At 40.9% G+C, this 22,612-nt stretch carries 20 protein-coding genes and 1 tRNA gene; 13 read left to right on the top strand and 8 right to left on the bottom strand.

Features of this window, described 5'->3' with window-relative positions; translation table 11 throughout:
* Window positions 1-183 precede the first annotated feature (183 nt).
* Window positions 184-522 carry a thioredoxin gene (gene trxA, locus V7K84_RS15735; protein WP_289795041.1) on the top strand — a complete coding sequence of 113 codons (339 nt, stop codon included), beginning with the start codon at window positions 184-186 and terminating at the stop codon, window positions 520-522.
* 93 nt (window positions 523-615) lie between these two features.
* Here the strand turns inward: trxA and V7K84_RS15730 are convergent, their stop codons facing one another.
* The 4 genes from V7K84_RS15730 to V7K84_RS15715 form a co-directional block, all read right to left on the bottom strand.
* Window positions 616-1,161 carry a dihydrofolate reductase family protein gene (locus V7K84_RS15730; RefSeq protein ID WP_334839343.1) on the bottom strand — a complete coding sequence of 182 codons (546 nt, stop codon included), beginning with the start codon at window positions 1,159-1,161 and terminating at the stop codon, window positions 616-618.
* 145 nt (window positions 1,162-1,306) lie between these two features.
* Entirely contained in the window at window positions 1,307-1,561 is a 255-nt protein-coding gene (locus V7K84_RS15725) for a TIGR03643 family protein (RefSeq protein ID WP_334839342.1), read from the bottom strand.
* 46 nt (window positions 1,562-1,607) lie between these two features.
* Entirely contained in the window at window positions 1,608-3,407 is a 1,800-nt protein-coding gene (locus tag V7K84_RS15720) for an ABC transporter ATP-binding protein (RefSeq protein WP_334839340.1), read from the bottom strand.
* A gap of 79 nt (window positions 3,408-3,486) precedes the next feature.
* A complete protein-coding gene (locus V7K84_RS15715; RefSeq protein WP_334839339.1) occupies window positions 3,487-5,265 on the bottom strand; it encodes an ABC transporter ATP-binding protein in 1,779 nt (592 codons plus the stop codon).
* Between the two features lie 214 nt (window positions 5,266-5,479).
* On the opposite strand from V7K84_RS15715, the gene V7K84_RS15710 reads away from it, so the two are divergent.
* Window positions 5,480-6,541 carry an L-histidine N(alpha)-methyltransferase gene (locus V7K84_RS15710; protein WP_334839337.1) on the top strand — a complete coding sequence of 354 codons (1,062 nt, stop codon included), beginning with the start codon at window positions 5,480-5,482 and terminating at the stop codon, window positions 6,539-6,541.
* Between the two features lie 440 nt (window positions 6,542-6,981).
* Here V7K84_RS15710 and V7K84_RS15705 read toward each other — a convergent pair whose 3' ends face one another.
* Complete coding sequence (locus V7K84_RS15705; protein WP_099103575.1) at window positions 6,982-7,194, bottom strand: type II toxin-antitoxin system HicB family antitoxin; 213 nt, start codon at window positions 7,192-7,194, stop codon at window positions 6,982-6,984.
* A complete protein-coding gene (locus tag V7K84_RS15700) occupies window positions 7,178-7,444 on the bottom strand; it encodes a toxin HicA (RefSeq protein ID WP_099103576.1) in 267 nt (88 codons plus the stop codon). The genes V7K84_RS15705 and V7K84_RS15700 overlap by 17 nt, the downstream gene beginning before the upstream one ends.
* A gap of 530 nt (window positions 7,445-7,974) precedes the next feature.
* Between V7K84_RS15700 and V7K84_RS15695 the strand changes: the two genes are divergently transcribed.
* Window positions 7,975-8,745, top strand: a complete 771-nt coding sequence (locus V7K84_RS15695; RefSeq protein ID WP_334839335.1) for a pentapeptide repeat-containing protein — start codon at window positions 7,975-7,977, stop codon at window positions 8,743-8,745.
* Window positions 8,746-8,837: 92 nt separating this feature from the next.
* The gene (locus V7K84_RS15690; protein ID WP_334839333.1) at window positions 8,838-9,461 is read left to right on the top strand and encodes a TenA family protein; all 624 of its coding nucleotides are present in this window, start codon (window positions 8,838-8,840) and stop codon (window positions 9,459-9,461) included.
* A gap of 274 nt (window positions 9,462-9,735) precedes the next feature.
* Here the strand turns inward: V7K84_RS15690 and V7K84_RS15685 are convergent, their stop codons facing one another.
* Window positions 9,736-11,340 (bottom strand): iron uptake porin, encoded by a 1,605-nt coding sequence (locus V7K84_RS15685; RefSeq protein ID WP_334839331.1) that lies wholly within the window; start codon window positions 11,338-11,340, stop codon window positions 9,736-9,738.
* A gap of 332 nt (window positions 11,341-11,672) precedes the next feature.
* Between V7K84_RS15685 and V7K84_RS15680 the strand changes: the two genes are divergently transcribed.
* The 6 genes from V7K84_RS15680 (at window position 11,673) to V7K84_RS15655 (ending at window position 15,906) form a co-directional block, all read left to right on the top strand.
* Window positions 11,673-12,686 (top strand): metal ABC transporter substrate-binding protein, encoded by a 1,014-nt coding sequence (locus tag V7K84_RS15680; protein WP_334839329.1) that lies wholly within the window; start codon window positions 11,673-11,675, stop codon window positions 12,684-12,686.
* Window positions 12,687-12,875: 189 nt separating this feature from the next.
* Entirely contained in the window at window positions 12,876-13,652 is a 777-nt protein-coding gene (locus V7K84_RS15675) for a metal ABC transporter ATP-binding protein (protein ID WP_334839327.1), read from the top strand.
* Between the two features lie 11 nt (window positions 13,653-13,663).
* Entirely contained in the window at window positions 13,664-14,533 is an 870-nt protein-coding gene (locus V7K84_RS15670) for a metal ABC transporter permease (protein WP_334839325.1), read from the top strand.
* A 74-nt stretch (window positions 14,534-14,607) separates the two neighbouring features.
* Window positions 14,608-14,680, top strand: a tRNA-Phe gene (locus V7K84_RS15665).
* A gap of 114 nt (window positions 14,681-14,794) precedes the next feature.
* Window positions 14,795-14,995, top strand: a complete 201-nt coding sequence (locus tag V7K84_RS15660; RefSeq protein ID WP_334839323.1) for a hypothetical protein — start codon at window positions 14,795-14,797, stop codon at window positions 14,993-14,995.
* Between the two features lie 524 nt (window positions 14,996-15,519).
* Complete coding sequence (locus V7K84_RS15655; RefSeq protein ID WP_094351141.1) at window positions 15,520-15,906, top strand: hypothetical protein; 387 nt, start codon at window positions 15,520-15,522, stop codon at window positions 15,904-15,906.
* Window positions 15,907-15,957: 51 nt separating this feature from the next.
* Here V7K84_RS15655 and V7K84_RS15650 read toward each other — a convergent pair whose 3' ends face one another.
* Complete coding sequence (locus V7K84_RS15650) at window positions 15,958-17,238, bottom strand: lipid-A-disaccharide synthase (RefSeq protein WP_334839321.1); 1,281 nt, start codon at window positions 17,236-17,238, stop codon at window positions 15,958-15,960.
* Window positions 17,239-17,780: 542 nt separating this feature from the next.
* Between V7K84_RS15650 and V7K84_RS15645 the strand changes: the two genes are divergently transcribed.
* From V7K84_RS15645 to V7K84_RS15635, 3 genes are all read left to right on the top strand, one after another.
* Window positions 17,781-20,165 (top strand): ATP-binding protein, encoded by a 2,385-nt coding sequence (locus tag V7K84_RS15645; protein ID WP_442940960.1) that lies wholly within the window; start codon window positions 17,781-17,783, stop codon window positions 20,163-20,165.
* Between the two features lie 108 nt (window positions 20,166-20,273).
* Entirely contained in the window at window positions 20,274-21,575 is a 1,302-nt protein-coding gene (locus V7K84_RS15640; RefSeq protein WP_334839317.1) for a hybrid sensor histidine kinase/response regulator, read from the top strand.
* A 302-nt stretch (window positions 21,576-21,877) separates the two neighbouring features.
* Window positions 21,878-22,480 carry a hypothetical protein gene (locus V7K84_RS15635; RefSeq protein ID WP_334839315.1) on the top strand — a complete coding sequence of 201 codons (603 nt, stop codon included), beginning with the start codon at window positions 21,878-21,880 and terminating at the stop codon, window positions 22,478-22,480.
* The last annotated feature ends 132 nt before the right edge of the window (window positions 22,481-22,612 follow it).

Raw genomic sequence — 22,612 nt, 5'->3', positions numbered from 1 at the left:
TAGGGTGCGATCGCACCCTACGTAAAAAAAATAAGTTGTTAAATATACTTTAGAAATTAAAAATCATCTGTGGTAGTTTTCCAATGAATGTAGGTAACTAATAAATCTGGCACTCAGAAAGGAGTATAGTTTGTATAGTTAGCTTTTTGCTGAAATTTTAGTTTGACACTAAGGAATTAAAAAATGTCTACTGATACTGACATAGTTACTTACGTTGAAGAAAGTGAATTTGATGTTGTTTTAAACGGAAGTGAAGAGAAAGTTGTTGTTGTTGATTTTACTGCTACTTGGTGTGGACCCTGTCGCTTAGTCAGTCCGTTAATGGATCAACTTGCCGAAGAATACAAAGGTCGTGCTAAAGTCGTTAAGGTAGACGTTGACAGTAATAAGCCCATTTTCAAAAAATTCGGTCTTCGCAGTATTCCAGCAGTTTTAATTTTCAAAGATGGTATTTTAGCAGAAACCATTGTGGGAGTTTCTCCTTACGAAGACTTTAGCAATGCTGTTCAGAAGCTTCTTTAGATAATTCGTAATACTTCTCTACGAGAGGCTGCGCCAACGACTACGCTCAGTACAAGTTCGTAATTCGTAATTCGTAGATAGCATCATTAAGAATTACGAATTATTTTCAGTATTTGTTTTTCGCCTATAATGTGCTTGGAGTAAACCATTAGGATATTGTTTTGAGTTAATTAGTTCCAATTTTTCTTCAGGGGTAGGTGGTGGAAAAAGGTGTATACCGCCACCTAAGATAGTTGGAATAGTTGAAATGATATATTCGTCAATCAAGCTGTGCTGAAGAAACGAATTGATTAATTTTCCGCCACCAACTAGCCAGATATTTTTAAAACCTTGAGCCTCTATATTAGCTAACGCCTGTTTTACTGGGTCAGAAACAAACACAACGTCCTCACGATCGGATTGGAGATGACGCTGGGTGAATACGAAGGATTTTTTTTCTGGGTAAGGCCATCGATCAAAACCCAGCCCTACTTCATACGTCTTGCTACCTAAGACGATCGCATCAATCGATTCGTAAAAATCAGTGTAACCGTAGTCTTCATCTTCTGTATCAAGGAGTGATAGCCAATCAATTCCACCATCGCTGCGAGCAATGTAGCCATCCAAACTAGCTGCAATGTAGAGTGTAACTTTCGTCATTGTGCTTGTGAATTTGGTAGTTTTCACTCAATGAGTGCAAGCGATGCCTGTGGCAACGCAAAGCGCGATCGCAGGCTTATTTTTTCTACAGCATTTTAGCCCTTGATGGTTTATATCACAAAAGAGCAATCGCTTACCCAATTACTTACGTTTTTTGATTATGCGATTTAAATCGACCTGCAATAAATTCTCGCTGATATAAATGCTTTGTATTGCGTTTGGTGACTCGCTCTCGCCACATCTTGAAACTAGATTCTTTCATTTCACGCCTCATTAGGGCGATTACCTGTTTCTCCAGTAGCCCAAACTGAGCCTCAATAGCATCAAAAGATGTTCTATCTTCCCACGCCATTTCAATAATGCGATCGATGGTTTGTGAATCGAGGTTAGGTAGCTTCATTTTTTTTGCGGGCAATTGGTAAATTCGAGCTATATATCTATATATTTTACTTTTCGTTTTGAAGAACCATTGTGTCTGCTGCACCCAGTTGGAGAGCATAAAGGTTGGCATAAACACCCCGCTGATTGACGAGTTCGGCGTGAGTACCTTGTTCTACAATTTCTCCTTGCTGAATTACTAAAACCCGATCTGCTTGAGTAACTGTACTGAGACGGTGGGCAATTACGAAACTAGTACGACCTTGGAGTAATCGGGCGATCGCACTTTGCACTAGCGCTTCTGTACGCGTGTCAATGCTACTGGTGGCTTCATCCAGAATCAGAATTCGGGGATTAATTAATATCGCACGAGCAATACTGATTAGTTGTCGCTGTCCTTGACTCAGGGGTGCGCCGCGTTCGCCTAATTGAGTTGTATAACCCTGTGGTAGTGAGGTAATGAACTCATGCACATTTGCTAGTTGTGCAGCCGCTTCGATATCAGCTTGGGTGGTGTAAGGAGCGCCAAAAGCAATGTTTTCGGCGACGGTGCCGCTAAACAAAATATTGTCTTGCAGGACGATGCCTATTTGACGGCGCAGACTTGCTTGAGTCACGCTACGCACATCAATATCATCAATTTTCACTGCACCGCCAGATACATCATAGAAGCGCAAAATCAAGTTAATAATTGTACTTTTTCCCGAACCGGTCGGCCCTACTAACGCAACCATCTGCCCTGGATAGGCGTGCAAATTCACTCCTTTGAGAACTAGTCGATCTGGGTTGTAGCCAAATTTGACATTCTCGAATGTCACCTCACCCTGAATAGGCGGCATTTCTGTCGCATCGGGTGCATCTTTGAGTTCTGACGGTTCATCTAATAATAGAAAGATTCGCTCTAATCCGGCGAAGGCAGATTGAGCTTGAGTATAAAACTGGCTAAGAATTTGGATCGGGCGGAAGAATTGCTGGACGTAAAGTAAAAAGGATGTCACCACACCCACTGTTGCAGCTCCTGTTACGGCCAGATAGCCGCCGTATGCCAGCACGCCTGCGGTTGCTAGTGTGTTGAGAAAATCGATGGAGGGCAAAAAGGCTGAAGTAATTGCCACAGCTTCAACGTTGGCATCTCTATTGGCGGCGTTAAGAACGTCGAATTCTGCGATATTCATCTGTACGCGATTAAATGCCTGCGCTTCTCGCACGCTGCCAATATCTTCTTCTAACTTGGCGGAAAGTTCCCCAATCGTTTGTCGGGTGACGCGAAATCTGACTCTTGCCCAACGTGCAAATAAGCTTGTGGTAAAAATCATCAGTGGTACAACCAGATTGCTCAACAAACCAAGTTGCAGGTTGATTGAGAGCATCGCAATCACGATGCCAATTAAACTGAAAGTGTTGCCCAGCATTTGGGCGACCGTCAGTCCAAATGCTTGATTCACGGTATTGACATCATTCAGTAAGCGACTCATTAAATCGCCTGCTTCGCTGCGATCGAAAAAGCTGAGTGGTAAACTTTGGATTTTAATGAAAATGTCTTGCCTTAATTGAGCCAGCAATCGCTGCATAATCCAGCCGACTCGAATAATTTGACCTCGAATTGCTAAGACACCAAGTCCATAGTTCAGCCCTAGTAGCCCTAACAACATCAGCAGTCCTTGCAAATTCCCTTGTGCAATCAGACGATCGATTGACCAGCCGAGAAAGAATGGCCCAACTGCCTGAGTTATGGCACCAATTAATACTAATGTCAGGGCGATGGGAATTTCTTTGCGATAGAGTAGCACGTATTGCAAAAAGCGCCGCAGGGTGGAAGGTTGCTGACTCGTTTGCTCAGATGCAACAACGGGAATAGTGCCTCTCATAAAAATTTGGGATTTTAGATTTGGGATTAAAAGTCTTTATTACAAGGCTGTGAGCAAAATTAATTATGCTAATTGGAGATCATTTTTTCTCTTTTGGTTTTACCTGAGATTCCAAAATCACACCGTAGAGGGGGCTGTTTTGCATCAATTCCTCGTGAGTCCCTTGTGCTACCAATCGTCCTTTATCCATGAGAAAAATGCGATCGGCATTTTGGACGGTGCTAATGCGTTGAGCTACTACAAAGGTTGTACATGCTTTCTGGCGCATTAAGCCATCTAGTTCGGCTTGAATTTGGGCAGCAGTTTTGGCATCCACAGCCGAGGTACTATCGTCCAAAATCAGAATGCTGTAATCGGTTAGTAAAGTACGAGCGATCGCAATTCGTTGTTTTTGTCCACCAGATAAGCCCACGCCTCGTTCACCCACAATCGTCTCGTAACCATCGGGTAGACTGATAATAAAATCGTGCATTTGGGCAGTTTTTGCAACCTCAATCACCTGCTCTAAGGTGGCATCGGGTTTGGCGTAGGCAATATTTTCGCGGATTGTGCCAGAGAAGAGGGTGGTTTCTTGAAATACAATCCCAATACGCGATCTGAGGCTTTTGAGTGTGAAACTGGTGACATCTCGTCCGTCAATCCGAACTGCTCCATTTGTGGCATCGTAAAAGCGGGGAATCAGGTTCATAATTGTGCTTTTTCCCGAACCAGTCATGCCGAGAACGGCGATTAGCTCGTTGGGCTTGGTTTCAAAGGAAACTTCTTTGAGAGTTTCGGTTGTCGCTCCTGGATAGCGAAAGGAAACATTTTCAAAGGTAATTCTACCTCCACAGGTGTCAAAGGGGACAGCACCGGGGCGATCGCGAATTTCTACTTCTGCATCTACAACTTCATAGACTCGTTCGGCGGAAGCCGCAGCTTGAGAGATGGCGGGTGCGGCAAATCCAATTAACAAAATCGGTTGGAGAATCAACGCTAGGTAGGAGTTAAACGCCACCAGTTCGCCAATGGAAAATCTGCGCCCAATCACCTGCGCTCCCCCATAGGCGAAAACTGCCAGTGTTACCAAATTACTCACCAAAAAAATGAATGGGAAGGTATTGCGGATGGCGCTAATGGTCTTCATGTTTGCCCTGACTAGACCATCATTTAGAGTCGTGTAACGCGACCTTTCGGTTGACTCCCGCACAAACGCTTTCACCACCCGTATTCCTAGCAAATTCTCTTGTAATACAGCATTGAGGTCGCTTAGTTGCTCTTGTACTTGCCGAAAAAGTTTGTTATTGCGAGTAACGAATTGTGCCATCAACCATGCGGCTATGGGCACTGCCGTTAGCGTAATCAATGCTAGTTGCCAGTTCATCACTAGCAAAACTACCGAAATACTCACCAATGTCACAAGTGAACCAACAACTTGAATTAAGCTAGTGCCAACAAAGGTACGAATCTGCTCAATGTCGCTGGTGACACGGGTTAGTAATTGGGAAGTCTGCGCCTGGTCATGAAAGCTGAAACTGAGATTTTGAATCTTGCTGAAAATTTTGTTTCGCAGGTCATAAGCAACACCCTGAGACGCTGCTTCTGCTAGATAGCTTTGTCCAAAATTAAATACACCACGAGCGATCGCTGCAACTACCATCCAGGCGGCGCTATATAGCACAACTTGGAGGTTTTTTTGCATGATGCCTCGATCAATTCCCCACCGAAATAGTTGTGGGGTTACAGCGTTAGCGATCGTCAACAGCAACAGGCTGACCAATGCTCCAAGCGAAGTCCATCGGTAAGTACTTAAACTCTTAAGCACACGCTGGGTTGACTTGATCGACGAAGTTTCCTGGAGTTCTGGTTGCTGAACCACTGCAATTCATCCCTGTATCATTGGAAAATTATCTCGTATTTTGATTGTAAAAAACCAATTTATTCTTTGAGAGTGGGGAATGTGATATAGAAAACAGGCCTGTTCTTTGTGATGAAGATTCCAGGTTTTGGGACAGTGGCATGGGAGAATACATTTCTAGCAAGCATTGCGGCTAATCAATTTCAATACCGAAGAAAACCAAAGAACAAGAATAATGGCTCACAATTTTCATAGCAATTCCCAACTTCCCTTAGATATTTCATCTGCTATCAGTCGCACAGCAAAGCCAAGTTCTGAGTTCTACTCTCTTTTTTCTGAAGAAGAAGTTTTAGGGATAATTCATGCATTAGAAGTCAGACGAGAAATTCCTCTCAAGTATTCTTATAAAGGAAGAGGTGCAAAAATTTGGAACGATTTTTATTTGAAATATGCTATTCCTAGATGGTATGGAAGAGCAAATGTAGAAATTGACCTTTTAAAAGATAATTTCCAATACCTGAACGATCGTATAAAAATTGGTGAAGGAGTAAATATTATAGACGTTGGTGCTGGTAATTCCTATCCAGTTAAAAACTTTATTCGCAGACTAAACAAATTAGAAAAAATTAACAAATATATTGCTTTAGACATTAGTGAAGAATTGCTTCATGTCTCCAAAAGCAATTTTAAAAAATGGTTTCCACTAGTCGAGTTTATCAGTTCCACAATTGACATAGAAAGTAGTTGTGTACCCAAAATTTTATTCCAAAATCAAGCTAGTCTTGAAATTGACGACACAGCAAAAATATTTTTACACTTAGGAGTTACCATTGGAAATCATCAAAATAGAGATGATGTGTTGAAAAACTTTAGAGATAGTATGGGAAAACACGATCTTTTAGTATTTACTAACGAAACTGGTTCTAACTCTACATGGGATGGAATAGTTAGAGGTGGCTGCAAGTATCATGTAGAAGAAGTATATGGATGGATTAAAAAGAAGATTGGGATTAAATCTGAAGATTGCGAACTAGTGAGAAAATACGATTTAAAAACAGATAGTATCGTTGCTAATCTGAAACTACGTCATGATTACACTATAAATTTTAGTCGGATGGGTATAGATAAAAATATTGAATTCTCTAAAGGTGAAGAGATTACTATTTGGCGGCATCACAAGTATGAAATCCCTAAACTATTGCAAGAACTAGAACGTTCTGGACTACAACTTATTCACTATACTACTAACAAATACAAATCACATATTATGGTGATTTGTAAGCTTACTACTAACTAAGTTCTTCACTTAGAGGATGTTTGAAAAGTTATGATTAATGTATCAAATATTCTTTTACCCCACCCGAACCCTCCCCGATATATTGATTGGGGAGGGAACCGGATTTTCTTGTTTTCCCCCAATATATCGGGGGGATTAAGGGGGGTAATTCGACTTGTGGGTACACCGTAGCTTGGCAAGGGGAGGGAACTGCATTTCTTTCTCCCACCTTTCTAAGGGGGGTAATTCGACTTGTGGTACAAGCGTTTGAGCTTAAGTTGACAATAATGGGCAATACCGTGTATCCATTCAAATGAGAATCGCTATAACTTAGATACTATAATGGCAGCCAGTAGAATTTTTTAGGTCTTTTAGCGAAAATTTTTCCGATCCGTATCTAAGATGGTATTAAATATTTCTGATTATGCTAAAAAATCAGTTTAACTTGGTTTATGTATCAATTAAATGTACATCAAACGCGGTCTAGGTTCAGGAACTGGACGCCCCAAATCCTTAGCAGTTTCTATCCATTCCTGCACAACTAATTCTACATTATGCAGGGCTTCTTGATAAGTATCACCGTCAGCAGCACAGCCTGATAACTCTGGAACTTCAGCAATAAAGGCTCGATCTAATTCACTCCAGTAGAGAATAATTTCATACCGAAACATCATTTTTACTTCCTAGCTTATATTTGAGAATCACCGCCCGAACTTGTTTAATTTGATAGCTTTTGGCTTTTCCTCTTTTATGTTGCAGGTTCAATATCTCCTCAACATCGGCTTTGACAAAAATGCGATGATCGCCACGAATCCGTTCTTCAAAGCCTAGTGTATATAAAAGTTGCCACAGTTGGGCGAAAGGGATATCTGTATCAGAAGTCCCAGAGAGAATTTTGTCTAAGAGTTTGTCTTGCTGACTCACGTTTTTCTGACTGCTTTAATGCTTCTATAGTCTCATATTTATTTAAAATCAGGGTATACAAAAGCAAATCTATCATTTTGCTCCTGAGTTAGAGCATCCCTCATGATAATGACTAGCCCAGTTATAGGGCAAACTTTAGGCTTGGTTACTGCCCTACTAATTGACTTGATTTTAAAAAATACTAATTATTTGGATGTTACAGATGCTTTCTTTGAAGTGAAGCGATATTTTGCAATGAGTTTAATTTTTTGACACCAGTTTCGCCTTTAGTAGAGTGTATCATTTATCTTGACGAATGATGCTCATTTACCCTTGTTACTGGGGTTAGGAGTCTTAATATCGGCTCAATTTATACTTTCACGACTTTTCTAGAATCTTTTAGCATAGCCTTCCATAGGAAAGGTATCGCCAATTTATCAGTGATGTAGGCAACTACAGAGGACAAATTATTGAGATTGCTCATATCATAATGCTGAGGTATAAATCCATCTCAGTCAATATTGATATTTAGTAAAAAATATTACACAGACATGAAAAAACAAATTCTGAGTGTAGTTGCATTTTTAACCACAATTAGTTTGACAACAACCGTACAAGCAGCAAATTCTGAACATGTTAAACAGTTATTAGCCACCAAACAATGTCAAAACTGTGATTTGACGAGTGCAGGTTTAGTAATGGCTGACTTATCTGGAGCCAATTTAAGCGGTGCTAATCTCACAGGTGCTAACCTCAGTCGTGCAAACTTGAGCGGTGCAGATTTGCGGGGTGCAAACTTAAGTGGCGCGAGTTTATTTGGCGTTAACCTGAGCGAAGCTAAATTTAATGGGGCAAATTTGACGGGTGCTGATTTGAGAAATACTTATTTAGCAAATGCAGAACTAACTGGCGCTTACTTGAATGGGACTAACTTTCAAGGTGCAGTTGCGATACCATCACAAATTGCTTCACCAGCAGAATTTTATGCTTTGGGTGTAGCGGAAGGGCAAAAAGGCAACCAACAGCAAGCAATCAGTTATTTTAATCAAGCGATCGCAATTAAACCAGAATATGCGGATGCTTATCTCGCTCGTGGTGTCGCCCGTTACCAAATACTAGATAGACAAGGTGCATTCCAAGATGCTCAAGTTGCGGAAAAATTGTTTACATCCCAAAACAACAGCACTGGAACCCTAACAGCCCAAACTTTTATAAAAGAACTACAAACACCCGTCAATGAGAAGGTAAGTACTGGTAAGCCCAGCTTCGTTGACTTTTTAGGAAGTATTGGCTCAGTCTTGCTCCAGTTCTTCCCTTTTTAAAGGGGATAATAACAAATGACAAATGACAAATGACAAATGACAAATGACAAGTGACAAATGACAAGTGACAAATGACAAATGACAAATGACAAATGACTTTATCTAACGAATTATGGGCAGCAAATCAAGACTTAGCCCAAGCTTGCCTAGAGCATCCTTTCGTTCAAGGTATTGGCGATGGTACTCTTGAGCGAGCTAAATTTGCTTACTACGTAGGGCAAGATGCTTTTTTCTTAGAAGCTTTTGCTCGTGCCTACAGTATCGCCGCAGCTAAAGCACCAGACTGGTTAGGTTTCACCACATTTCATAATTTAGCTAGTGGAGTTTTAGAAGAACTACGGCTGCATAGTAGTTATGCTTCTGAGTGGGGAGTCAATTTGTATTCTGTAGAACCCGCATCTGCCACCCGCCGCTATACTGATTTTTTGTTAGCAACTGCTTGGAGCAAAGATGTGGGTTTAACTGCGGCGGCGATGTCTCCTTGTATGCGTTTGTATGCCTTTTTAGGAGAAAAATTGGCTTGTAACGGTATTCCCGATCATCAATATGCAGACTGGATTCGTACTTATAGCAGCGCAGATTTTCAACCACTAACACAACAATTAGAAAATTTAGTTGACAATTATGCCGCTACCAACTCTGTTGTGCATTCAACTTATCGTTATGCGATGTTTTGTGAACGCGACTTTTTTCAGGCTGCGTGGATGTTCTGTTAAACAAATTCATATCTAGCTAGCAAACTTTTTAACCTTTCCTAACTGTCGAACTCGCGTTGTTTTAAGATATCAAGCTGAGTAAAAATGCTGAGTTAATACCAGTTAAATTAATGATTGCGACCCATGCTTGGGTAAAGACGCGATGAATCGCGTCTCTACAGATGGTCTATTTGTCGCATTCTTTTTTCAAATTGGTATAAATTCTTAACCCTATACTATACACAAAAAGAAGACGCAAATTTATCCTTTGCGTCTTCTTTTAAGATTTTAAAAATTAGAAACTGAATGTGGTTCTCAATGCACCAATAACAACATCATCATTAGTGTCGTTGTGATCTGGAGATGTTAACCAGATGACTCCAGGAGTAATGGTGATATTGTCACTCAGCTTATACTGGTAGAATGCCTCAAGATGATAGGATGTATCAGGATCGCTATCCAAACCTGCGATGTCAGAGCTTGTAACTTTTGGCTCCATACCAGCGATGATACCTGCCAAGTTACCTTTTTTACCGAGGTCAGGGAAGCCCAAGGTGACAGCATAGTTCCAAATATCAACGTCTCCACGGGTTCCTCTCAAGCTTTGGCTGTTAGTGTATCCAGCCCAACCACCCAAGACGATATTATCAGTGATGCCAATGGATGCTTGGACGCCGTAAGAATTACTGGAAAATCCGACTTGATCTTCTGGTAAACCCTGGATAGCTGCTATATCCTGGAAAGTGGCGGCATTGCTACCTGTGAGTAGTGGTTGATTGTAGGAATTGATGTAAGTTAAACCGATAGAAATGCGATCGCTTGGTTTAACTGTCAGCTGTGCCAACGCACCATAAGAACCATTGAACAAACCATTATTGGGTGTAGGGTTATTAGCTGTACCACTCAAATACCCTAGACTTAATGCCAATTTTTCGCTGAACTCGTATGTTACTCCCAACCCCGCACCATTTATTTGGTTATAAATTGGGTTACGCGTACCAAAGGTAGATAAAGCACCAAAAGCGCCATCACCATCAAAGAGATTGACAGTGCTGGTAAGGTCGTCTGCTGCACCTGCATTAGCAATAGCGACAACCTCTGTTTTTTCGCCCAAGGGAAATCTGTAAAACAGTGCATCTATTGCAGCATCAGTAGTACCATCCTCGCCAGTAAAAAATAAGTTTCCCTCTGGCGTACCAATATCAGGGCTGAGAATATTATTAGCTTGGATTCTGGTAAACAGCGTATCTTTCCCTGTGAAGCTGGTTACTAATTCTATGCGTGCCCGTACCCCTAAAGTTGTATTCTCGTCTGTGATTTCTGCACCATTGACTGTATTTCCTGACAATACATCGCTAACAACTGCAACAACTTGTCCTTGCAATTTAGTTGTGGTTGAGAACTGATTCGCCTCCAATTCAGCAGTGCGCGCTTCTACTGCATCCACACGACCTCGGAGTGTCGCCAGTTCTGCGGAAAAATCTTCTTGCAGCTTTTGTAATGTGGCTAAATCTTGTTTACTAACTAAATCGCCAGTGGCTGTAGCAATAAGTTCGTTAACGCGATCGAGACAAGCATTCAAACCAGCAGCAAATTCATATCGCGTTAATGCGCGATTACCGCGATAAGTGCTATTTGGGTATCCTGCAATACAGCCATACCGCTCAACCAAGGATTGCAATGCTTGAAATGCCCAGTCGGTGGGTTGTACATCAGAAAATTGGGACACGGAGGTAACTTGTCCCATTTTCTGATCTTTTGTGTCTGGATTAGCTAAAACTTGCGGTTGATTGATTTCAGACTTACTCGATGTTTCACCTGCAAATGTAGCAGTATTAACAAATAGCATGACACCGCAGACTGCTGGACTAACTAGCAGATATTTCCAGAATTTTTGCATTTTTCTCCTCACACTGATCTCCAATTCACACCCAAACCACGTTTTTTTAACGGGTATTTTATGAAAATATTTGTCAGCAATCTTATCAGAAGTAAGCAACCTTTTTAACAAAAAAAGTCAATAACTCCTAATTATTTAGGGAAAACTAAATTGCAGAGGGCTGTACCGTCTGAAAAAGTTTTGTTGTTACTCATTACACAGAAAACCCAGAATGATATTATGTACTTAAAATGAGAATGAGAATTATTATAGTATAAAATTTAGAATACTTCCCATTGTCAATAGCGACGATCGCAGAGGTAGAGCAAGCATCCGTTTGGAGGAGAAATATCATGATTGGGAATTGCAGAGAAGTTAGAACAGGTAGGCAAAGAAGCGGCATCTTGTCCATAATTGCTCTGCTAATGTTGTCGATGGCTACTGGGTGTAGCCAATCGAATTCAAATCAGGGAACAACTTCCGAACAGTCGCCGCAAGCACAAGAAGCTGCTTCTATCCCACAGGCGCAGTCGGGAAAAACTAAAGTAGTAGCGACATTTTTGCCGATATATTTGTTTACTAAGGCAGTAGCTGGGGATGTGGCAGATGTAGAAATTCTAGTGCCACCTGGTACGGAGGTACATGAATACCAAGCGACACCAGGAAATGTCAAAGCGATCGCTACTGCTAAGGTGTTAGTAAAAAATGGTTTAGGCTTAGAGGAATTTCTGGAAGGTACCGTCAAAAATGCCCAAAATCCCAAATTAACTGAAATTGATGCAAGTATTGGTATTAAACCCTTAAATGAAATTTCACCTGTTGTCAAAACGACGCCAGATGAAAAAGACCACGAACATAGTCAGGGTAATCCGCACGTTTGGTTAGATCCAGTTTTGGCAAAACAACAGGTAACAAATATTCGAGATGGATTAATTGCAGCCGATCCGGCGAACAAAGCTACTTACGAAGCAAATGCTACAGATTATATTAAAGAATTAGAAAGTTTAAACAGTGAATTTCAGCAGACTTTGCAGAAAAATCCCACTTGCACCTTTATTACCTTTCATGATGCATTTCCATATTTAGCTAAACGCTATAACCTCAAGCAAGTTGCTGTGGTGCAAATTCCCGAAGATCAACTTTCACCAACAGATGTCCAAAATGCCGTCAACGCTGTGAAAAAATACAAAGTTAAAGCTTTATTTAGCGAACCAGGAGTAGATAATAAACTGCTGAACAGCCTCTCTAAAGACTTGAAATTAAATTTGCGTACTCTGGATTCTCTAGAAACTGGCGAAACAGATCCGCAGCATTATTTCAAGGCAATGAAAGCTAATTTGCAAACTCTGGAAACATCGTGTAAATAGATTTGTCATTTGTCAGTTGTCCTTTGTCATTTCCAAATGACTAATGACCAATACTTCTCTACAAGAGGTTGCACTTCTCTACGAGACGCTGCGCGAACGACTACGCTCTGTTACCACGCCAACTACTACGCTCAGAACAAGTGACCAATGACCAATGACCAATGACCAATGACCAATAACTAATGACCAATGACTAATGACATTCCTATTTTGAAAGTAGAAGGATTAACTGTTTATCAAGGCAGCTATCTAGCTGTTCGAGATGTTTCCTTTGAATTGTTACCAGGAACAGATACAGCCATTGTTGGCCCCAATGGTGCTGGTAAAAGTACCCTGGTAAAAGCGGTTTTAGATTTGATACCTCGAAGTGCTGGGACGATTGAAATCTTGGGTCGTCCAATTTCCAGATTGGGGCATTTACGCCACACGTTGGGCTATATGCCGCAAAACTTCATTTTTGACCGCAGTTTTCCCATTTCTGTCAGCGAATTAGTCGGACTGGGATGGACTAAGGAAGGGAAAAGAAAGAATTTATTTTTCTCCAAGCTGTGGAAACAAGACCGAGAAAAATCGGCAGCGGTAACGGAAGCTTTACGGCGAACTGATGCTTATCATTTACAGCATCAAGCTATTGGTACTCTTAGTGGCGGTCAACTGAAGCGGGTTTTATTGGCTTATTGTTTGGTAATGCCTCGGAAACTCTTGGTACTAGATGAAGCTTTTGCTGGTGTTGATGTACAAGGTGCAGCAGACTTTTACGCTTTGCTAAATGAATTAAAGCGAGAAGAAGGTTGGACAGTATTACAAGTTTCTCACGATATTGATATGGTAAATCGGCATTGCGATCGCGTGCTTTGCCTGAACCAGAGCATTGTTTGTACTGGTAAGCCAGAAATTGCCCTTTCACCGCAAAACCTGTTAGCAACCTACGGCCCAGGTTTCAGTCGCTACCAGCACCAACATTAATTTCCATAAATATGAATTTCTTCAATGATTGTCAGATAACTTGGCTTGCGATCGCTAGTAGTAATGACTTACTAGAGTTGTTACAACTTGCCTCGATACAACGTGCGATCGTCGGTGCTGCCTTGATGGGAATACTTGGCGGGATGTTGGGTAGTTTTGTCACCTTGCGCCAGTTGTCATTTTTCAGCCACGCGGTTGGTCATGCAGCACTAGTAGGTGTGGCGTTAGGTGTGCTGCTACAAATAAATCCTACTTGGATGCTATTACCTTTTACCTTAGTTTTTGGGGTTATTGTCCTCTACTTCATCGACAAAACCGACTTAGCTAGCGATAGCGTACTTAGCATAGTGTTATCTGGGGCATTAGCGATCGGTTTAATTCTCACGAGCCTAATTAAAGGATATCGTGGCAACTTGATGGCTGTACTGTTCGGGGATATTCTAGCGATCGACACTACAGATTTAATTTTGACACTACTAGTCCTTGTGGGAGGTAGCATATTTTTACTATCAACTCTGCGACAGCAAATTTTATTGACCCTTAACCCGGATGTCGCCCAAGTTCAAGGCGTTCCCGTTCAATTGTACCGCTACGCTTTTGTGGTCTTACTTTCACTCGCCGTTGCTGTGGCGATTAAAGCTGTCGGTGTTTTACTGGTGAACGCCTTTTTGGTCATTCCCGCCTCCACCGCCAAACTGATGAGTCACCACTTTAGCCGCTTTCTAGTCATGTCGACGATCGTTGGTTCCATCAGCAGCATTGCTGGCATCATGGTTTCAGGTATTTTCAACCTTGCTTCTGGGCCAAGTATTGTTCTTGTCCAGTTTCTCTTATTTGTAGCCGTTTTCATCTGGTTTAAGTTGAGTTTGAAAGCTGCATAACTATTTTTCTCCAAAGACTTGCTATATTCTTTTATCTTTGCTACATTGATTAATCGTGGCTCACAAAAGCCCCAGCCGGGATAGCTCAGTTGGTAGAGCAGAGGACTGAAAATCCTCGTGTCACCGGTTCAAGTCCGGTTCCTGGCATACTTTACAGCGAAAAACACCTCTGACATAAGACATAAGCTGGCATAAGTGAAAAGTTCATTAATGCTTATGCTGGCTAGACAGCTTATGTATTAGCGCAAAACCTTTTGAACAATGAGAGAACGAGTATATCCAGACGGAAGGAAGCTTCTAATGGGAAAAAGTGCAGCACTTGACTTAGGTGATGGAAACAATACTGCTTATGACATATTTTATACAGACGTGACTGGTGAGTGTGAACGTGTGGCAAGAGTGAGAGATGAACAAACAGCACATCAATTATTTGACCAATACGCAAAAGAACTAGAGTCATAAATAAAGCTTACGCCCTGCCACAAAAAGTTATTCTTACTGGTTAACCTGTCAGAAAAACTTTGTCTGCTTGCGCGATAATCTGGACTCCCATTTGTCTGATTTAGTAGCTTTTTACTAGCACCTCTCGCTAGTTTGTGAGGGCATTTCCTAAGCTTGTTTTTGATGCGGTCGTAATCAATCATGCTGTTAGACTTCAAGGTTTTAGATTTGAACTGTGTGTAGTCCTCAAACAGTCGCAGCAAGTCAACTGTATTCACTGATAGTCTTACCGCGATAATCTCCCTTGGTTCTTTAGCATCCTGGATAGCAGCTTCCTTTGTTCTACCTTGTAATCCGCTCGGCTTGTACTTTGTCAATGTGGAGTCAAAATATCCAGTTGTGCAATCTTGGTAAATTCGATTAGCAATTTCTTGATTTGCCAAGTAGTTGAAATCTTGTTAGCTTTTATGCTTAAAATTGCACAAGAGGTTTATTTAGCATCTACTGACAGCTAAAGTTAACCCTTTGCAGGACTCACCTAAGCAATGCTGACTGAAATTTTACCTTTCCGTTTTGAGTTAGACACGATCGCGATCGCTGGAGCGAGTTTGTGGTCATTGGCGCTATATCTAGGTTTTTCCAGAGTCAATGAATGGGTAATTGAGCAGCTCAATCGCTGGTTTAACTTTGCCGAGCGATCGCTTTATACCAGCCAGTCGGAATTTGAAAAGACTCGTAAAGCCAGAGAATCCCAAAATGCTTTCTACGCCTCACTGTTTAGCATTGTGCCTTTTTTGGTCGTCGGCGCTTTATGTAACTGGGGTCTGGAAATTAGTTTAGGTGAGAGTTGGGGAATTAGTACAGGTATATTAGCCTGTATGGGTGCTGGCATTTTTGAACTTGGGCGCAGGGATGGAGAATCTTCAGATTAAGCCAGAGTGAAAATGAGGGGGATGTTGCTTTGATTACTCCCTCATCTTTCCCTACTTCCCAATTTCCTCATCAACAATCTGTGCTATCTTCTGGGCTGCACCGCTTTCACCGCGAATATTACGGAGTTTGGCACGCATATCATCCAATTTTTCTGGATTCGTCAAAAAGTCTAAAACCATTTCCCCAACTTCTTGCGGTTGAAGTTTACCCATAATTTCTGGGACTATCTCTTCTTGTGCCCAAATATTTGGCCATGCTAATAAACCTTTGTGTTTCACAAATCTCAGAAATGACCAATTAATCACCTTAGCGCATAGTGTACCTAACCCTGGCAGATTTGCTAACAATCCAGGTAAACCATCCCAAGAACGCATGGCATCAAGTTGCTGCGTTGGTAGTAAAACAATCATTGGCACTCCTAAAGCACCAAGTTCGGCAGTGTTTGCCCCCACGGTAGTCAAGCAGATACAGCACTGGGATAATAAGTGATATGCAGGGTTTTCTTGCCACAGTTCCACAGTTAAGCCCGTTGCTGTTTTGAGCAACGCTTTACCTTTAGCATCCTCTGGGATAATTAATGAAGCACCGCCAAAGCCAAAGATTTCAGCAATAGAGTTCTTTTGGGGATCGGCAAAACTAGCTAAAGTTTGTAAATCCAAAGTTGGCGCTACAGGAATCACAAATCTGATTTGCGGTCTTTTTGCATGAACGTATTCGGCAATAGCTAAACATAATGGTACTCCTTGGGCTAATTTTGCTGCTTTTGAACCAGGGAGTAAACCAATCAATTCAGTTTTAAGTGATGGAGTGATAGGCAAAGGAGAATTTGAATCTAGGCTTTCCTCTGCTGCTTCTAGCATCAAATCGCCGACAACAGTGAATTTGTGAGCATATTTCTGGGGGACACGGGCTGCAACTTCGGGTTTCATGATTCCAAAGCGATCTATCCAGTTATGCCACCTGGCTTCCCATTCGGCGTAAACAACTGTGCGATATCCGAGCTTTTTGCCTATAATCACTGGAAAAATTTGATCGCCGCCCAAAAAAACGACTACACCGCGACTTCTCCAATCCCAATTTTCAAATGTTTTGCCCCAAAGCAAAAATTGCCAAAAATGTTCTGCTCCCTGAACTCTATCTACTTCTGGGAAAGAAAGAGCGATCGCTGCTTCTTTACCACTGGCATTTGAGCAAGGCGATAATATCACAGAAATCCTCACTAAAGAACGGTCATCCCCTAATTCTTGCCGCAACGCCTTTACTACTGGACGTACCCAGGTTGTTACTTCACCTGGGCCATTTGAAAGGATCAGAATATCTACTTGAGTCATTAGTCAAAAGGCAAGTATTACCTAATTCGTTCTTATGCTATAGGTATATACTGTAGCTTGTTAATGAGATTTGATAACCTCTTTCACATTGAATTTGCGTAGAGTTAGCAGTCATTTAATCGCTACCACTGTCAGCTAGATCGCGACTCTTGGCTTTCTCCTGTTACAAAATAATCTAAATTTTTTATTTTAAATACCTGTTTGACTGAATAAAGTTGACTATTTTTAGATACTGAAATATCAGTAATATTATCTAATTTATCAAGAAAAATATAGCGGCAAAGTTGATTATATTTTATAGAAAATATATTTTTTGAACTTACCCGATGGTAAGTCTATACATACTTCACAATACAGGTCTTTAAAGGATGGTTAGCAAAGTTTAGGGTATTGACAATCGCAGCTATGGGTAACAATCATAGCTGCGATTATTAATAATTTTTTGGGCAATCTAAATATAGCCCTTTTTTTTGCTTATCAAACCCATTGTTTAGAGGGTGAACCCTGTGATAAAAGGCAACTCCAGCCCATCTGACACCAAAATGTATTCCTCACGGAATTTACCGATTCGATTTATTCTTGGCGGCACTACTCTTATTGTGAGTATTTCTGCTTATTTTAGCTATCAAGCTGCTCGGAAAATAACGCTACAAGACTTGAGAGGAAAAGCTTTTTTAGAGGTACAGAGAGGGGTTGATGAAATTGAGGAGTGGTTACATGTTCGCAAAGTCGAGGTGCAAACCCTTGCTCATACTTCAACTGTACGCTCCTTAGACTGGTCTTTAGCAAAACCTTATTTAAAGTCAGAAGTTGAGCGGATCGATGAATTTTTCTTTTTCCAAATAGTTACCCCAGATGGTTCGTATTTTAATACTAAGGTTGGTCGATCAAATAAGAATATTAAGGATCGAGACTACTTTCAAAAAGCACTAGCCGGAAAAAGCAACATTTCCGATCCCTTTATCAGCCGTTCCACGGGTATTCCTTTAATTGCGATCGCCACTCCAATCTGGTCTGATTCTCCTACCAATCGTTCACCGATTGGGGTTTTCCACGGCAATGTTAAAGTCGATCGCATTGCTAAGGTGGTCAACTCTTTGCGCTACGGCAAGAACAGCTATGCATTCGCCCTCAATTCCCAAGGAGAAGCGATCGTCCATCCCAACTCAACCTTAATGTCAACGGTAGAAAAGCCAGCACCCAGCCTGCTGAAAATTCCAGATCGTAATTTAAATGCGATCGCGCAGCAGATGGTAAACAAACAACAGGGAATTCAATTGATGGAAATTGACGGCACTAAAAAGTATGTTGCTTATGTGCCGTTGCGAGAAACTAATTGGTCTGTGGCTTTGGTAATTCCGCGCCAAAATATTGAATCTCGGCTACAATTTCTCGATCTGATCGCCCTAATTGTGGGCGGATTGACAGTGACGATGATCGCTGTCTTGTGGCAGGTGCAAGCATTTGAACAAGCTCAACTGAAAAAGTCTAAAGCAGCTGCTGATACTGCAAACCGGGCTAAGAGCGAATTTTTAGCCAACATGAGCCATGAACTGCGAACGCCCTTGAATGGTATTTTGGGTTGCGCTCAAATTTTGCTGCGTTCTCAAGGTTTGTCAGAGCCAGAGCAATATCATGTAAACATCATTGAACAGTGTGGCTCTCATCTACTGACTTTAATTAATGACATTTTGGATCTTTCCAAAATTGAAGCGCGAAAACTGGAACTGCATCCTCAAGATGTTCATTTTCCGTCTTTTTTACAAGGAATTGGGGAAATTTGCCAGATTCGGGCAGAGCAAAAAGGTATTTTATTTGTCTATGAACTCGCCAGCAACTTACCCACAGGGGTTCATGTCGATGTCAAAAGGTTACGTCAGATTCTCTTGAATCTGCTGGGAAATGCCATTAAATTTACCGATGAGGGTAAGGTTAGCTTCAAGGTTGAAGTAATCGAGCGACTTCCTGCTGATGGACAGACAGAGAAATATCGCATTCACTTTAGTGTAAAAGACACAGGAATTGGCATAACTCCAACCCAACTGGGCAACATTTTTTTGCCATTTGAACAAGTAGGTGAAAAAAAGCATCAGATAGAAGGGACAGGGCTGGGTTTAGCTATTACTCGGCAGTTAGTGCAGATGATGGGTAGCGATATCCAGGTTAAAAGTGAGATTGGTCAGGGTAGTAATTTCTGGTTTGAAATTGCGATCGCCCAAGCCAGCGAATGGGTACAGTCTGCTATGGCTGCATCCAAAGGACAAATCATTGGCTTTGAAGGTAGTCCCCGCACCATACTGATGGTGGACGATCGCTGGGAGAATCGCACAGTAATTACAAACTTATTGCAACCATTGGGTTTCAAAGTGGTTGAAGCCATCAATGGTAAAGATGGTTTAGAAAAAGCGATCGCTCTGAAACCAGACTTGGTGATTACAGATTTGCTGATGCCAGAAATGGATGGGTTTGAATTGATTAAACACCTGCGTCATACCCCAGATATTCAAGATGTCAAGATTATCGTCTCTTCTGCTAGTGTCTTTGAAGCCGACCAACATCGAAGTATGCAAGCGGGAGGTGACACTTTTTTAAGCAAACCTATACAGGCAGATGAATTATTGCATCAATTAGAGTGCCATTTAGGTTTGACATGGATTTACCAGCAGTCTGAGGAACAAAAAATCAATTCTTCGCCTATAACACTTGATAGTTCACCAGATAAATTGACTCCTCCCTCTCCCGATATATTGCAAGAACTGATGAATTTAGCCAGTAAAGGTAACTTCAATGACATTCTCAAATGGGCAGATAAACTAGAGGAAACAGACACAAAAATCGCTCCCTTTGCTAACCAATTGCGGCAGTTAGCGAGGCAGTTTGACGAAGATTTAATCCTTAATTTTTTGACCGAAAAATCAAAGGATTGATTTTCTTAAATTTATTTATAGGGATTGTAGTGCGTTAATTTTAAATTTGAGTGTTCTCCTTTAACGTCTTGCAAAAAAGTAAGTGAATCAATATAGGATAGAAATATTATGACAGCAACCATAGGCGATCAAAAAAATTTCCTAAATAGCGATCCTAGCAGAGGAATTATTTTAGTCGTTGATGATAACCCTGCCAACTTACAAGTTTTATCGAGCTTTTTGGATCAGTCTAGCTTTGAAGTTTGGGCAGCTCGTAGTGGTGAAAAAGCCATTCAGAGATTAGAAAATGATGATTTACCTGATTTAATATTGCTTGATATCATGATGCCGGGTATCGATGGGTTTGAAACTTGTAAATACTTAAAAAGTGAAAGCAATCCTCGTGTCCGGGATATTCCGATCATTTTTATGACTGCTCTCTCAGATACTGCTGACAAGGTTAAAGGATTGAGACTGGGAGCCGTAGATTATATTACTAAACCTTTTCAGTATGAAGAGGTTTTGGTGCGAGTAGAGCATCAACTTAAGCTTAAAAATTTGACGAAAACCTTGATGGACAAAAACGCCGAATTACAACAGGTTCAAACCCAACTGATTCAAGCAGAAAAGGTCGCAACATTGGGTCAAATGACAGCAGGAATTGCCCATGAAGTAAATAATCCCATCAATTTTATCGCTGGCAACTTGAATTTTATTGAAGAGTATTTTCAAGAGGTTGTTAATTTACTTGAACTATATCAAAAGTATCTGCCCGATCCCCCAACTGAAGTTCAAAATGCTATTAAAACAAAAGATATTAATTATTTATTAAATGATTTATCTAAAATTATTCAATCTATGCAAGTAGGTACAGATCGCGTTACAGAAATTGTGTCATCGTTGAATAAGTTCTCTCGACACGGAGAAGCAGGTAAAAAACTGGCTAACCTGCATGAAGGTTTAGAAACTACGCTACTCATTCTTGGACATCGACTCAAAGCAAATGCTCATCGTCCAGCAATTAAATTAATCAAAGAATATGGGGAATTGCCACTTTTTGAGTGCTATCCAGGCGAACTAAATCAGGTTTTTATGAATTTGATTGCTAATGCAATAGATGCAATTGAAGAAATCCAAAAAAATCAGGATTTTGATGAAAACTTTAGACATATTGGTATGATTTGGATTAAAACTGAAGCAATTGGAGAGCGAGTTATTCTCAGAATTGCAGACAATGGCTCAGGAATCAGCGAAGCAAACCGGACAAAGATATTTGATGCTTTCTACACTACAAAAGTCATCGGTAAAGGAACAGGACTAGGTTTATCTATTGCTTACCAAATTGTAGTTAATAATCATCGCGGTAAGCTAAGTTGCCATTCAACACAAGGTGAGGGTACAGAGTTTGTGATTGAATTACCTATCCGATAAATTAGAATCCTAAATCCTAATTGCGATCGCATTTTCTGAACTCTATCGACTTCTGAGTAAAAAGAGCGATCGCGGCCTCTTTGACACAGCATTTGAACAAGGCGATCGCTCTTGTTGATTCCATTCCCAACAAAACACCTATAAACCAATACGCTTGGGTTAAGGGCTACTGGCAAAAATTTTGGGTTTTCAAGACGCGATAAATCGCCGTCTCTACAAGTGTTTTGCTCTTATCTGAACTATATTGACCTATAAACGCTATAGGATCAATACTTATAGATTAATATTTAATCATATTTATAATGTGTTATTGTGACTTCTGGCTGTCAAAAGTCAAACGCGACTTTAACTTAACTACAGTTGAAAGTGGACGGTTTTTACCAGAAACACAGTCCATAGAACCTAGTTTTTACCTCAAAGAAGCATTAAGCGAAGGACTACCACTAGCAACAGCAACTGGTTCAGAAAAAGCTCGTTCAGAGTTAATTATTAGTCCAATACTCGTAGAAGTTAGGAAAATTCTTGAACGCAAAGTCAGCTTTTTTTCGGGTGAAGATTTTACCGTTGCATCGGAGCTAGGCTTAAGTGGAGTATGTGATTTTTTAATTAGCCGCTCACCCGAACAAATATTTATTGAAGCCCCTGCGATCGTGATTATTGAAGCGAAAAAAGGTGATTTAAAACCTGGTTTAGGGCAATGTGCAGCAGAAATGATTGCCGCTCAAAAATTTAATGAAATCAATAATATACCGATTAAAACAATTTATGGCAGCGTCAGCAGCGGTACGGCTTGGCGATTTTTGAAATTAGAAGGGCAGACATTGAGTATTGATTTGAATGATTATACTGTTCCGCCAGTGGAAATACTTTTGGGAATGTTGGTTTGGATGGTGCGGGAAGGTTAAATATTTTGATCTTTGTGTCCTAGTGTCTGTGCTTAAAACAGGATCGCTTCAAAGATACGAAAAGCTGTACGCTAACCCTCTCAAACCTCTCTAAAGAAGCTCTATCTCAAAAAGAGCTAGAAAGTAAGTAAG

Origin of the sequence: Nostoc sp., from assembly GCF_036917315.1 — a bacterium.
Lineage (GTDB): Bacteria > Cyanobacteriota > Cyanobacteriia > Cyanobacteriales > Nostocaceae > Nostoc.
The sequence above is the reverse complement of the archived record's forward strand: the minus strand, read 5'-3'. Positions and strand labels throughout refer to the sequence as shown.

Coding starts and splice junctions, on each gene's coding strand:
- trxA (WP_289795041.1), top strand. CDS start 184: ATGTCTACTGATACTGACATAGTTACTTACGTTGAAGAAAGTGAATTT.
- V7K84_RS15730 (WP_334839343.1), bottom strand. CDS start 1,161: ATGACGAAAGTTACACTCTACATTGCAGCTAGTTTGGATGGCTACATT.
- V7K84_RS15725 (WP_334839342.1), bottom strand. CDS start 1,561: ATGAAGCTACCTAACCTCGATTCACAAACCATCGATCGCATTATTGAA.
- V7K84_RS15720 (WP_334839340.1), bottom strand. CDS start 3,407: ATGAGAGGCACTATTCCCGTTGTTGCATCTGAGCAAACGAGTCAGCAA.
- V7K84_RS15710 (WP_334839337.1), top strand. CDS start 5,480: ATGGCTCACAATTTTCATAGCAATTCCCAACTTCCCTTAGATATTTCA.
- V7K84_RS15705 (WP_099103575.1), bottom strand. CDS start 7,194: ATGATGTTTCGGTATGAAATTATTCTCTACTGGAGTGAATTAGATCGA.
- V7K84_RS15695 (WP_334839335.1), top strand. CDS start 7,975: ATGAAAAAACAAATTCTGAGTGTAGTTGCATTTTTAACCACAATTAGT.
- V7K84_RS15690 (WP_334839333.1), top strand. CDS start 8,838: ATGACTTTATCTAACGAATTATGGGCAGCAAATCAAGACTTAGCCCAA.
- V7K84_RS15685 (WP_334839331.1), bottom strand. CDS start 11,340: ATGCAAAAATTCTGGAAATATCTGCTAGTTAGTCCAGCAGTCTGCGGT.
- V7K84_RS15680 (WP_334839329.1), top strand. CDS start 11,673: ATGATTGGGAATTGCAGAGAAGTTAGAACAGGTAGGCAAAGAAGCGGC.
- V7K84_RS15675 (WP_334839327.1), top strand. CDS start 12,876: ATGACTAATGACATTCCTATTTTGAAAGTAGAAGGATTAACTGTTTAT.
- V7K84_RS15670 (WP_334839325.1), top strand. CDS start 13,664: ATGAATTTCTTCAATGATTGTCAGATAACTTGGCTTGCGATCGCTAGT.
- V7K84_RS15660 (WP_334839323.1), top strand. CDS start 14,795: ATGAGAGAACGAGTATATCCAGACGGAAGGAAGCTTCTAATGGGAAAA.
- V7K84_RS15655 (WP_094351141.1), top strand. CDS start 15,520: ATGCTGACTGAAATTTTACCTTTCCGTTTTGAGTTAGACACGATCGCG.
- V7K84_RS15650 (WP_334839321.1), bottom strand. CDS start 17,238: ATGACTCAAGTAGATATTCTGATCCTTTCAAATGGCCCAGGTGAAGTA.
- V7K84_RS15645 (WP_442940960.1), top strand. CDS start 17,781: ATGTATTCCTCACGGAATTTACCGATTCGATTTATTCTTGGCGGCACT.
- V7K84_RS15640 (WP_334839317.1), top strand. CDS start 20,274: ATGACAGCAACCATAGGCGATCAAAAAAATTTCCTAAATAGCGATCCT.
- V7K84_RS15635 (WP_334839315.1), top strand. CDS start 21,878: ATGTGTTATTGTGACTTCTGGCTGTCAAAAGTCAAACGCGACTTTAAC.